The following is an 11,049-nucleotide window of genomic DNA, read 5'->3' as shown; positions in this document are numbered from 1 at the left end:
ACAGCGTCGTCGGCGCGTGCCTTCATCCCGGGTTGACCGCCAGCAGGCAGGCGACCGGCGGATCGAGGTCGAGGGTCTCGACACGGATCGCGGTGAATCCCGCCTCGGCCAGCAGGTCGTGATGTTCCTTGGCCGCCTGTGCGGTGGTGGCGCCGTCGGCACCGGGACACCTTGGCTGGATCGCCAGCGCTATCCGTCCCGACGGCCGGAGCAGGCGTCGCAGATCGCGTAACCGTGCGGCGGGCTCCGCCCAGAACTTGGCGGAATTGACCGCCATGATCACGTCGAGACGGTCGCCGAATTCCGGCAACCGGTCCACGGAAGCGCGCACGAGCCGGACCCGGCCGTCGCGGATCGCGCGAGAATTGCGCCGGGTGGCCTTCCGCACCATCGCTGCGGAATGGTCGATGCCGTGGACCCGGCCGGCCAGGTCCGCGAGTTCGGCGATGGCGAGACCGGGACCGAAACCGATTTCGAGGACCCGATCCGTTGGCCGGATCTCCAGCAGGGAAACCACCCAGCCGTTGCGCCGCCGGTTGGACTCGCTGTTCGCCATGATCCAGCCGACCACCTGTCCCACCGGCCCGCGAGGATGGCCGAACTGCCGGACCAGCCTGGGAAGCACGTGTTCGGTGAAGAGCCCGCCTGTTTTCGTCATGAGCCGAGTCAACGGCTTCAAGTACGCTTGAAGTCAACATGGGCCAAGGCGAGTTGACGATCGGCGAAGTGGCGAGCCGTACCGGGGTCGCCGCCTCCGGCCTGCGCTACTGGGAGGAGATCGGTCTCCTGCCGCCTCCCGCCAGGGTCTCCGGGCAGCGGCGGTATCCCTCGTCCGTGATCGAGCGGGTCGGGGAGATCCTGCTGCTGCAGGACGTGGGCTTCACCTTGCGCGAGCTCAAGGAGCTCATCGCCGCCCGTGAGCGGGCCGCGGAGGGGTGGCGAGAGCTGCATCGGCGGAAGCTGGCCGAACTCGACCGGCGGCTCGCCCGGATCGAGGCGGCGAGGACCGCGATCGCTCATGTCCTGGCCTGTCCGCACGAGGACATCCGGACGTGCCCCAGCTTCGCGCGCGTCGTGGAGACGCGCCTGGCCGAGGGGGTACTGAAGGAAGCCCCGTCTCCCACCGAAGGTGGAGGTCCCGGATCAGGCCCCGGGGCGACGCGGTAGGGCCGTCGGCCGCGCCAAGCTCGCCGCATGAGAAAAACGTTGGCGATACTGGCTTTCCTGCCCTTGGCCGTGGCACTGCCGGCGACCGCCGAGGCGGCTCCGGCACTCCGGTGGACGTCGCCCTGCCCGGACTACGGCATGACACCGTCACCGACCGAGGGCCTCGAATGCGCGAAACTCGAGGTGCCGCTGGACTACGCCGATCCCGGCGGCCGGACCATCGAACTCACCGTCTCCCGTAAGGCGAGCGAATCGCCGAAGCGGCGCGGCGTGCTGCTGATGAACCCCGGCGGTCCAGGGAGTCCCGGCCTGGCGATGCCCGCGCAACTCGCGCAGCGACAGGGGCAGTCCGGCCTGCTCGACGGTTACGACGTCATCGGTTTCGATCCGCGCGGGACCGTTTACAGCACGCCGGTGACCTGTGACCTGAGCGAGGAACAGCGGTTCATCGCCGTCGGCCCGTACGCGGCGGGCCCGCGTGACGTCGCCGAGAAGGCGGCGAAGTCCCGCGTGGTGGCGAGGCAGTGCGCCGAGTCGGAGACCGCGGATCTCCTGCCGCAGATGACCACCGCCAACACCGCGCGCGACCTGGACCGGATCCGCGCGGCGCTGGGGGAGCGGAAGATCTCGTACTACGGCGTTTCGTACGGCAGCTACCTCGGCGCCGCCTACGCGTCGATGTTCCCCGCGCGCACGGACCGGATCGTGCTGGACAGCCTCGTCGGTCCCGGCGGACTGGACGTCCGGGCACATCAGCGTTTCGCCGAAGGTTTCGACGACCGATTCGGCGACTTCACGGCTTGGGCGGCGGCGCGCGACGACGTCTACCACCTCGGGCGGACACAGACCGAAGTGACGGCGAAGTTCCTCGAACTGGCCGAGAAGCGCCCGGGAATTCGGAGCGACACTTGGGGAGCGCTGTACGACGACGCGAACTTCCCCGGTCTCGCCGAACGATGGTCCGCTCCGGCGGCGAAGGCGCAGGGCGGGCCGCTCGAGGGCGACAATCACGCCGCGCTCCAGCTGCAGGTGCTCTGCAACGACTCCGACTGGCCGGAAAGCGTGCGCTACTACCAAAAGGCGGTCGAACGCGCCCGCGTGACGCATCCGATGTTCGGCCCCGCCGCCGCGAACATCACCCCGTGCGCGTTCTGGCCGGTGGAGCGCCGCGAGCCTCCGGTGCGGATCCACGACCGCGGACCGTCGAACATCCTGCTGGTGCAGAACCTCCGCGACCCGGCGACGCCGCTGTCCGGCGCGCGGGAGCTGCGTTCGGCGCTGGGCGGACGGGCGAAGTTCGTCACCGTGGACGCCGGCGGGCACGGCGTCTTCACCAAGGAGAACGCCTGCGGAAACGACTTCGTCGTGCGCTACCTGCGGGACGGCGACCTCCCGGCCGCCGATTCCCACTGCCCGGCCTGATCAGGAGAACAGGAAGACGATCAGACCGATCCAGCCGAGGCCGCCGACCAGGATCCCCAGCAGGACCCCGGCGGCGGCTTCGGCGAAGGTGTCTTCGCCCAGCTTGACGCGCGCCCAGCACACCCAGGCCACCAGCAGGCCGCCGACCAGCATCACCGGCCCGAGGGTGAACGCCAAGACGGTGACCGCGGCGGATTCAGGCGCCGTATGCGGCGAGATACCGAAGCCGGATGCCTGCTTGATCACCCATCCCACGGCGAGCGTCAGGACCGCCGAACCGGCCAGCGCCAACAGCGATGGCCAGACCAGGCCACTGGTATCGCCGAGGACGACCGCGATCGGTGCCAGGAGGGTCCAGGCGATCGGAGCCACCACGTGCGGGCCCAACCGGGCGAAGCCGTTCACGGAGATCCCCACGAACCAGGCTAACGCGCCGCGCTTCGCCGTATTTGGGCCGAACGGCCGCTTGTACGCCTGGTAGCAGGACAAATACTTTCGAAATGTCGTGCAAGTCATACGGCAATTCACCGGTGGCGAAAGGTGGTACGCCATGAAGAGGACGGCTTCCCGGGCGGGGATATTGGCGGCGCTCGTGGGACTGGCGGTGACGGGGCTGGCAGCCGTCGCGAGTCCCGCCAACGCCGGACCGGTCCACCATGAAGCCGCGGCCGACGCGCGAGCGGTCGCGGCCTACTGGACCCCGGAACGGATGCGGTCGGCGGTGCCGATCGAACAGCTGGTCCAGGCGCCCGCCTTCACCCCGAAGGAGGTCGCGAAGGGGACGAGCACGATCATCCAGAGCATCCCCAACGGCGGGGGCGCGTGGACCGGCGCGGGCAAGGTCGTGCAGACCGCGGGCCGGGTGTTCTTCACCATGGGCGGGCGGAACGCGTCGTGCTCCGGTGACGCGGTCACCAGCACGAACGGCAGTGTCGTGATCACCGCCGGGCACTGCGTGAAGTACCAGGGCGCCTGGCACACCAACTGGACCTTCGCGCCCGGCTACAACAACGGCAACACGCCCTACGGCACCTGGGCCGCGAAGAGCACGCTGACCACTCCGCAGTGGGAAGCGAGCGAGGACATGAACTACGACATCGGCGCGGCCGTGGTCAACCCGCTCAACGGGCAGAAGCTGACCGACGTCGTCGGCGCGCAGGGGATCGCGTTCAACCAGGCGCGCAACCAGTCGATGTACACGTTCGGGTATCCGGCGGCGGCCCCGTACGACGGCACGAAGCTGATCTACTGCAGCGGGAGCACCTTCACCGACTTCCTGCTCACCAAGGACCACGGGATGAACTGCAACATGACCGGCGGTTCGAGCGGCGGCCCGTGGTTCCTCAACTTCAGCGAGGCGACCGGTGCGGGCATCCAGGCCTCGGTGAACAGCTTCGGCTACAACTTCCTGCCGGGTTACATGTTCGGGCCGTACTTCGGCACGGACGCGCAGAACCTCTACAACAAGGCCCAGGCCGCCTGATCTCCTCGGCCGCCCGTCCACGTTCTGGGACTTTCGTCCCGGTGGGCGGGCGGCTTTCGGCGCGGCATATCCTGGTGCCTGTGAACTGGACAGTGGACGTTCCCGTCGACACGCTCCCCGAACTGCCACCTCTGCCGCCCGCGCTGCGTGACCGGCTCGACGACGCGCTTTCCCGGCCCGCGGCGCAGCAGCCGGAGTGGCCGGACGCGGAGCTGACGAAGCGCGTCCGCGGCGTGCTGGAGAGCGTGCCGCCGATCACCGTCCCCGCCGAGATCGACCGCCTTTCCGACCGGCTCGCCATGGTCGCCCGCGGCGAGGCGTTCCTGCTGCAGGGCGGCGACTGCGCGGAGACGTTCGAGTCGAACACCGAGCCGCATATCCGCGCCAACCTGCGCACCCTGCTGCAGATGGCCGTCGTCCTCACCTACGGCGCGAGCCTGCCGGTGGTGAAGGTCGGCCGGATCGCCGGCCAGTACGCGAAGCCGCGTTCGGCCTCGACCGACGCGCTCGGCCTGCCGGTGTACCGCGGCGACATCATCAACTCGCTCGTCGCCAAGCCCGAACTCCGCGTGCCCGACCCCGGCCGGATGATCCGCGCCTACGCGAACGCGGGCGCCGCGATGAACCTCGTCCGCGCGCTTACCGGCGCCGGCATGGCGGACCTGCACCAGGTGCACGACTGGAACAAGGACTTCGTGAAGTCCTCGCCCGCCAGCGAGCGCTACGAGGCGCTGGCCTCGGAGATCGACCGCGGCCTGCGGTTCATGTCGGCCTGCGGCGTCACCGACGCCTCGCTCCAGTCCACCGAGATCTTCGCCAGCCACGAGGCGCTGCTGCTGGACTACGAGCGGTCCATGCTGCGGATGGACCGCGTGGACGCGGCGAACCCCAAGCTGTACAACCTGTCTTCGCATTTCCTGTGGGTGGGCGAGCGGACGAGGCAGCTCGACGGCGCGCACATCGCCTTCGCCGAACTGCTGGCCAACCCGATCGGTCTCAAGATCGGCCCGACGACCACGCCCGAGCAGGTCGTCGAGTACGTCCGCCGCCTCGACCCGCGCAACGAGCCCGGCCGCCTGACGCTGATCGCCCGGATGGGCAACGGCAAGGTGCGCGAGGTGCTGCCCGCGATCGTCGAGAAGGTCGAGGCGTCCGGGCACAAGGTCATCTGGCAGTGCGACCCGATGCACGGCAACACGCACGAGTCGTCGACGGGCTACAAGACCCGGCACTTCGACCGGATCGTGGACGAGGTGCAGGGCTTCTTCGAGGTGCACCGCAAACTCGGCACGTACCCGGGCGGCATCCACGTCGAGCTCACCGGCGAAGACGTCACCGAATGCCTCGGCGGAGCGCAGGAGATCTCGGATCTGGACCTTTCGGGCCGGTACGAGACCGCGTGCGACCCTCGGCTGAACACGCAGCAGTCGCTGGAGCTGGCGTTCCTGGTCGCGGAGATGCTGCGCGGCTGACGCGCCTCGTGAGTGGCAAGGACGGTTAGAACCGTCCTCGCCACTCACGAACTGTCAGGCGGTGTCCAGCAGCCTCGCGGCCGATTTGAGCACACCGTCGCGCAGCGAACCCACGTCCGAGACCGCCGCCCCGTTCGCCTGTAGTCCGATGTGGACCGAGTCGCGATAGGTCGCCACCGCGATCCCGACCGCCTGCCGCGGCGCCAGCGGCACGAACGGGTACACGCCCGACACCTTCGTCCCGTTCAGGGTCAGCCGGTTGGGCGGCACCGGCACCGTGGTCACCACGAGGTCGAACAGCAGCGGCGCGGCCAGCCCGGCGGCCTTCGAACCGAGCCGGTGCAGCATCGGCGGCATCCGGTCGGCGAGCAGCGGGAAGGCGCCCGCGCCCCGCGCCGGGCCCGCGGCCTTGTTCCGGCCCATCTCGCGCTGGACGGCCAGCAGCCGCGCACGCGGATCGTCGAGGCCCACCGGCAGCTCGCAGAGGTAACCGGACAGCTTGTTCCCGCCGAGCTGCTCGGCGGACCGCCCGCGCACGCTGACCGGGATGAGTGCCCGCAGCGTCCGGTCGTCGGCGCGCTGGCCGCGGTTGATCATCCATTCGCGCAGCGCGCCGCTGAGGATCGCCAGCACGACGTCGTTGGCGGTCCCGCCGTGGGCCCGGCGGATCCGCCGGATCTCGGCGGTGTCCAGCCGGACGAGGCCGAGCCGTCGTTCGGTCGACGGCGGGGCGCTGATCGGCGACAGCGGCGAACGCGTCGCGCGCACCACCGAAGAGGCGATCCCGGCCTGGGTCAGCGTCGAGCCGACGGCCTCCTTGACAGCGTCCACAGGGGACCGCGGCGGAGGCGGCGTGGCACCGCTGTGCGTACGCCGGGTGGGGCGGGGCATTTCGTCGAGCAGGCCCACGGCGACGGCGTACGCGCCCGCTCCGTCGGTCAGCGCGTGGTGCAGTTTCAGCAGCAACGCGAACTCGCCGTCCGGCAGGCCGGTGACGAGATGCAAGTCCCACAACGGTTTTCCGGTGTCGAGCGGCCGTCCCATCCAGCGCGACGCGTAGGCGGAGAGCGGGTCCGGTTCGTACAGGGAGCTCAAGTGGTGATGTGAAATATGTTCACTGGCAACGAAATCCGGGTCTTCGGCCCAGATCGCGGCCCCGGGCGGGAACAGCGCGGTGCGGGGGCGCTGACGCAGCTTGGGGAGACGCGCCGCCCGCTCGGCGAGCAGCGTGGTCAGCTCGCGCGCGTGCACCTGCCCTTGCGGGCGGAAGGTGACCACCGCCCCCATGTGCATGGGCGTCGTTTCGCTTTCCAGGCAAAGGAAAGCGACATCGAGTGCGCTCAGCTGCAGGCCTGACATCAGTGACCTTTCTCGGTACTCCGGCGGCGGTGGCCACAACTGCACCAGCCTGACATGACGGGCGGGTGGTCGTCATGTTTCCTGGGCGCTAACTACCGCTGGTTTCACTCGAACGATGGGATCACCTTCGGACATGGACCACGGCTCTGCGACAGATGGTGGACAGTGCCTCCCCGGGTAACTCGTTAGCGGATCATCCGAGGAAACCGGCAGACTGCACGACCATGACCGACGAACCGAAGCGTCCCGAACCGCCGCTCACCGGCGACGAGCGCACCCAGCTGAACGGCTTCCTCGACTTCCTCCGCGCCACCGTGGTGTGGAAGTGCTCCGGCCTCACCGACGAGCAGGCCCGGCGCCCGCTCGTTCCCAGCGAACTGACCACCGTCGCCGGTCTGCTCGGGCATCTGACCCTCGTCGAGCAGTACTGGTTCAACGTGGTGCTCAACGGACAGGAGGACGTCTGGAAGGAGGCACTGGAGGCCGATCCGGACGCGGAGTTCCGGGTCGCCATGCAGACCCCGATCGACCAGCTGATCGCCGCCTACGAGGCCGAGTGCGAGCGGAGCCGCAAGATCGTCGAAGCGATGGGGCTGGACGACGAGGTCCCCTTCCGCGGCGAGCGCAAGGTCAACGTCCGCTTCGTGGTCGCGCATATGATCGAGGAGACCGGCAGGCACGCCGGCCACCTCGACCTGTTGCGCGAACTGACGGACGGTCTCACCGGGGAGTGACGCGGCGAGGGGGCAGCGGGAAGAACCCGCTGGTCCGCTCGACGTACGCCGCGTATCCGGGCCGGGAACGCCGCAAACCCTTCTCCAGCAAAGGTTTTCCGGTTCCCTTGGCCAGTGTGTACGTCATCGCGATCGGCGACAGCACGGTCGCCGCCCCCACCCAGCTCGAACACGCCAGCAGGTACAGGCCCCACCACACGCACGCGTCGCCGAAGTAGTTCGGATGCCGGGTGTAGCGCCACAGCCCGCTGTCGAGCACCTTCCCCTTGTTGCCCGGGTCGGCCTTGAAGCGCCGCAGCTGCTCGTCGCCGATCGTCTCGAACCCGAAGCCGATCAGCCACACCGCGACGCCCAGCCACGCCGTCACCCCGAAGGCGCCGCCGTACATCGCGAACTGGACCGGCAACGAGACGAACCACAGCACCACGGCCTGGACGAGGTACACACGGACGAAGAGCTTGAGCGCCGGATTCTCCCCGGCGCTCTCGGCCATCCGCACGTAGCGCGGGTCTTCGGGCAGCTTGTGGTTGCGCAGGTGGAGGTGGACGCCGAGGCGGACACCCCAGATCGCGGTCAGCAGCGCGGTGACCACGCGCAGCGCGACGGACCCGTCCCGAGCGGCGCCGCCACCAGCGCGACGAGCGCGAAGCCCGGCCCCCACAGCGTGTCGACGGTGTCGTACCGCTTCCGCCACCGCGCGATACCGAAGGTGACGACGAAGGCCAGCAGCGTCGTGCCCGCCGTGACCGCGAGGGTGCCGCCGAGGGGCATCAGGACCACTCCCTGGTGGCGGGCAGCGCGCTCAGTCCTTCGTCCGACGAGCGGACCGCGAGGATCTGGTCCACGCCCATCCGGTTCTCCTCGAACGCGAGCGCCCCGCCGACGAGATACAGCCGCCAGACCCGCGCGCCGGATTCACCGATCAGCGCGACGACGTCGTCCCAGTTGCTCTCGAGCGTCTTCTCCCATGCTCGGACCGTACGCACGTAGTGCTCGCGCAGCGCGTGGACGTCGCGGATCTCGAACCCGGCGGTCTCCAGATGCCCGAGCGTGCGGCTCAGCGGCCGCATCGTCATGTCGGGGGCGATGTAGCGCTCGATGAACGCGCCGCCTCCGGGCGCCACCGCACCGCGGGACATCTGCTGCAAGACCAGCCGTCCGGTGGGCTTGAGCATCCGGTACAGCGTCCGCGTGTACTCGGGGTAGTTCTCCTCGCCGACGTGCTCACCCATCTCGATGGTGGCGACGGCGTCGAAGGGCTCATCACGAAGTTCGCGATAGTCCTGCCGCCGGACCTCGACGCGATCCTCCAGATCGTGCTGCACGAGGCGGCCGCGGACGTGCTGCAGCTGTTCCGCCGACAGGGTGATCCCGACGGCTTCGACGCCGTGGTGTTTCGCCGCGTGCACCAGGAGCGAGCCCCAGCCGCAGCCGACGTCGAGCAGCCGCATCCCCGGGCGCAGGCCGAGCTTGCGGCAGATCAGTTCGAGCTTGTCCCACTGGGCCTGTTCGAGGTCGTAACCCTCCTCCTCGGAGGTCCAGTACGCCGACGAGTAGGCCATCGATTCGTCCATCAACAGCTGGTAGAAGGCGTTGCCGAGGTCGTAGTGGTGTGCGATCGCCGACTTGTCACGGAGCAGGGTGTGCAGCTTCCCGGACAGCCGGGCCTCCTCGGCGGGCGGTTTGGGCGGCGGCCCGACGACACCGAGTCCCACCGCGAGCCGCAGCGCCTCGGCCCATTCGCGCGGGCCGAGCTTCGCACCGCGCACGGCGCCCGAACGGGTCAACGCCCAGATCCGGCGGAATCCGTCGGCGAGGTCGCCCTCGACTTCGAGATCACCCGAGACGTACGCCCTGGCCAGGCCCAATTCGCCGGGGGCGTAGAGGAGACGGCGCAGGGCCCGCCGGTTGCGGAGTACCACGGTCGGGGCATCCGGCGGACCGGCGCGTACGCCATCCCAGGTACGCAGACCGACCGGAAGGGAGCCACCGAGGAGCCGCTCGACGAACGGGACTAGGCGAGACGCGGGACTGTTCGGCATAGTCGTCATTCGCTCCCGGACCGGAAAGGGATGGGTCGGATGCCGAGCCGGTTCACGAGATCCAATCCTCGCCCGATCCGGCTCCGAATGCTCAGCGTGCACACCAAGGGTCAACGCATCGGAGTCATCGGCAGCGGCGTCGCCGGCCTCACGGCCGCGTATCTCCTGCAACGCCGCTACGAGGTACTGCTGTTCGAAGCCGAAGACAGGCTGGGCGGGCACGCGCACACCCACGACGTCCCGAGCGCGCACGGCGGCACCGTCGGCGTCGACTCCGGATTCATCGTGCACAACGAGCGTACCTACCCGAATCTGCTCCGCCTGTTCGCCGAACTGGGCGTCGCCACCCGCGACACCGAGATGTCGATGAGCATCCGCTGCGACGGCTGCGGGCTCCAGTACGCCGGCGCGAAGGGGCTGAAGGGCCTGTTCGCGCAGCCTCGCAACGTCGCACGGGGCCGCTACCTGCGGATGCTCGCCGACATCAAGCGTTTCCACCGGCACGCGAAGCGCGTCCTCGAAGCGCCTGAGGCCGGTGATGTCACCCTCGGCGCGTTCCTCGCGATCGGCGGGTACACGAAGTACTTCGTCGACCACTTCATGCTGCCGGTCGTGTCGACCGTCTGGTCCGCCGACCGGACCGACACGCTCAAGTACCCCGCGCGCTACCTGTTCGAGTTCCTGCGCAACCACGGGATGCTGTCGGTCGGCGGGTCCCCGAAGTGGCGCACCGTCGTCGGCGGCTCCCGCGAGTACGTCGAGCGGGCCGCCAAACAGCTGACCGCGGTGCACCTGTCGACCCCGGTCCGCTCGGTCAAGCGCACCGCGCGGGGGATCGAGGTCCGCGACGACGCCGACACGCGGCACCGGTTCGACAAGGTCGTCCTGGCCACGCACGCGGACCAGGCGCTGAAGCTGCTCGCGTCGCCGACCGCGGCCGAGCGCGACGTCCTCGGGGCCTTCCGGTACTCCAGCAACGAGGCGTGGCTGCATACCGACACCGGCGTGCTCCCGACGGCGGAATCGGCTCGGGCGGGCTGGAACTACGCGACGCCGTACTGCGGTGCCCACCACGGCGCGGTCCAGGTGTCCTACGACATGAACCGCCTGATGCGGCTCGACGAGCCGACCGGCTACGTCGTCACGCTCAATCCGGGCACCGGCCCCGGCCACGGCTCGGTGCTGGCCAAGATGACCTACGAGCACCCCGTCTACACGCCGGATTCCGTGGCCGCCCAGCGCCGTCTGCCCGAACTGAACGACGCCACGGTCGCCTTCGCCGGCGCCTACCACGGCTGGGGATTCCACGAGGACGGCTGCGCGTCCGGTGTCCGCGCGGCCGAGAATTTCGGGGTGCGCTGGTGACCGTC

10 protein-coding genes and 1 pseudogene are annotated in these 11,049 nt (G+C 69.4%); 6 read left to right on the top strand and 5 right to left on the bottom strand.

Going from position 1 to position 11,049, the window contains the following annotated elements:
• Positions 1-22: 22 nt before the first annotated feature.
• Positions 23-658: a class I SAM-dependent methyltransferase gene (locus tag MJQ72_RS27380; protein WP_240593906.1), complete on the bottom strand. Its 636-nt coding sequence runs from the start codon at positions 656-658 to the stop codon at positions 23-25.
• Between the two features lie 38 nt (positions 659-696).
• Between MJQ72_RS27380 and MJQ72_RS27375 the strand changes: the two genes are divergently transcribed.
• Both MJQ72_RS27375 and MJQ72_RS27370 read left to right on the top strand, forming a co-directional pair.
• Entirely contained in the window at positions 697-1,167 is a 471-nt protein-coding gene (locus MJQ72_RS27375; protein ID WP_240593904.1) for a MerR family transcriptional regulator, read from the top strand.
• 27 nt (positions 1,168-1,194) lie between these two features.
• Positions 1,195-2,589: an alpha/beta hydrolase gene (locus tag MJQ72_RS27370; RefSeq protein WP_240593902.1), complete on the top strand. Its 1,395-nt coding sequence runs from the start codon at positions 1,195-1,197 to the stop codon at positions 2,587-2,589.
• Here the strand turns inward: MJQ72_RS27370 and MJQ72_RS27365 are convergent, their stop codons facing one another.
• Positions 2,590-3,006 (bottom strand): hypothetical protein, encoded by a 417-nt coding sequence (locus MJQ72_RS27365; protein WP_240593900.1) that lies wholly within the window; start codon positions 3,004-3,006, stop codon positions 2,590-2,592.
• A gap of 133 nt (positions 3,007-3,139) precedes the next feature.
• On the opposite strand from MJQ72_RS27365, the gene MJQ72_RS27360 reads away from it, so the two are divergent.
• Both MJQ72_RS27360 and MJQ72_RS27355 read left to right on the top strand, forming a co-directional pair.
• A complete protein-coding gene (locus MJQ72_RS27360; protein WP_240593898.1) occupies positions 3,140-4,072 on the top strand; it encodes a serine protease in 933 nt (310 codons plus the stop codon).
• Positions 4,073-4,152: 80 nt separating this feature from the next.
• A complete protein-coding gene (locus tag MJQ72_RS27355) occupies positions 4,153-5,544 on the top strand; it encodes a class II 3-deoxy-7-phosphoheptulonate synthase (RefSeq protein ID WP_240593896.1) in 1,392 nt (463 codons plus the stop codon).
• Between the two features lie 54 nt (positions 5,545-5,598).
• Here the strand turns inward: MJQ72_RS27355 and MJQ72_RS27350 are convergent, their stop codons facing one another.
• Positions 5,599-6,903, bottom strand: a complete 1,305-nt coding sequence (locus MJQ72_RS27350; protein WP_240593894.1) for a wax ester/triacylglycerol synthase family O-acyltransferase — start codon at positions 6,901-6,903, stop codon at positions 5,599-5,601.
• 224 nt (positions 6,904-7,127) lie between these two features.
• On the opposite strand from MJQ72_RS27350, the gene MJQ72_RS27345 reads away from it, so the two are divergent.
• Complete coding sequence (locus tag MJQ72_RS27345) at positions 7,128-7,637, top strand: DinB family protein (protein WP_240593892.1); 510 nt, start codon at positions 7,128-7,130, stop codon at positions 7,635-7,637.
• Here MJQ72_RS27345 and MJQ72_RS27340 read toward each other — a convergent pair.
• Together MJQ72_RS27340 and MJQ72_RS27335 are read right to left on the bottom strand one after the other, a co-directional pair.
• A pseudogene (locus MJQ72_RS27340) lies at positions 7,624-8,408 on the bottom strand (DUF1295 domain-containing protein). The gene MJQ72_RS27345 and the pseudogene MJQ72_RS27340 sit on opposite strands and share 14 nt — an antisense overlap.
• The gene (locus tag MJQ72_RS27335) at positions 8,408-9,679 is read right to left on the bottom strand and encodes a cyclopropane-fatty-acyl-phospholipid synthase family protein (protein ID WP_240593890.1); all 1,272 of its coding nucleotides are present in this window, start codon (positions 9,677-9,679) and stop codon (positions 8,408-8,410) included. The pseudogene MJQ72_RS27340 and the gene MJQ72_RS27335 overlap by 1 nt, the downstream one beginning before the upstream one ends.
• 87 nt (positions 9,680-9,766) lie before the next feature.
• Here MJQ72_RS27335 and MJQ72_RS27330 point away from each other — a divergent pair, with 87 nt between their 5' ends.
• Positions 9,767-11,044 carry an NAD(P)/FAD-dependent oxidoreductase gene (locus MJQ72_RS27330; protein ID WP_240601430.1) on the top strand — a complete coding sequence of 426 codons (1,278 nt, stop codon included), beginning with the start codon at positions 9,767-9,769 and terminating at the stop codon, positions 11,042-11,044.
• The last annotated feature ends 5 nt before the right edge of the window (positions 11,045-11,049 follow it).

It is taken from the genome of Amycolatopsis sp. EV170708-02-1 (assembly GCF_022479115.1).
In the GTDB taxonomy this organism is placed as follows: domain Bacteria; phylum Actinomycetota; class Actinomycetes; order Mycobacteriales; family Pseudonocardiaceae; genus Amycolatopsis.
Note: the sequence above shows the minus strand (reverse complement) of the source record. Positions and strands in the feature narration are given on the sequence as shown.

Excerpts from the sequence above, each read along its gene's own strand:
- MJQ72_RS27345 (WP_240593892.1), top strand. The coding sequence starts at position 7,128 with ATGACCGACGAACCGAAGCGTCCCGAACCGCCGCTCACCGGCGACGAG.
- MJQ72_RS27335 (WP_240593890.1), bottom strand. The coding sequence starts at position 9,679 with ATGCCGAACAGTCCCGCGTCTCGCCTAGTCCCGTTCGTCGAGCGGCTC.
- MJQ72_RS27360 (WP_240593898.1), top strand. The coding sequence starts at position 3,140 with ATGAAGAGGACGGCTTCCCGGGCGGGGATATTGGCGGCGCTCGTGGGA.
- MJQ72_RS27380 (WP_240593906.1), bottom strand. The coding sequence starts at position 658 with ATGACGAAAACAGGCGGGCTCTTCACCGAACACGTGCTTCCCAGGCTG.
- MJQ72_RS27330 (WP_240601430.1), top strand. The coding sequence starts at position 9,767 with ATGCTCAGCGTGCACACCAAGGGTCAACGCATCGGAGTCATCGGCAGC.
- MJQ72_RS27375 (WP_240593904.1), top strand. The coding sequence starts at position 697 with ATGGGCCAAGGCGAGTTGACGATCGGCGAAGTGGCGAGCCGTACCGGG.
- MJQ72_RS27350 (WP_240593894.1), bottom strand. The coding sequence starts at position 6,903 with ATGTCAGGCCTGCAGCTGAGCGCACTCGATGTCGCTTTCCTTTGCCTG.
- MJQ72_RS27370 (WP_240593902.1), top strand. The coding sequence starts at position 1,195 with ATGAGAAAAACGTTGGCGATACTGGCTTTCCTGCCCTTGGCCGTGGCA.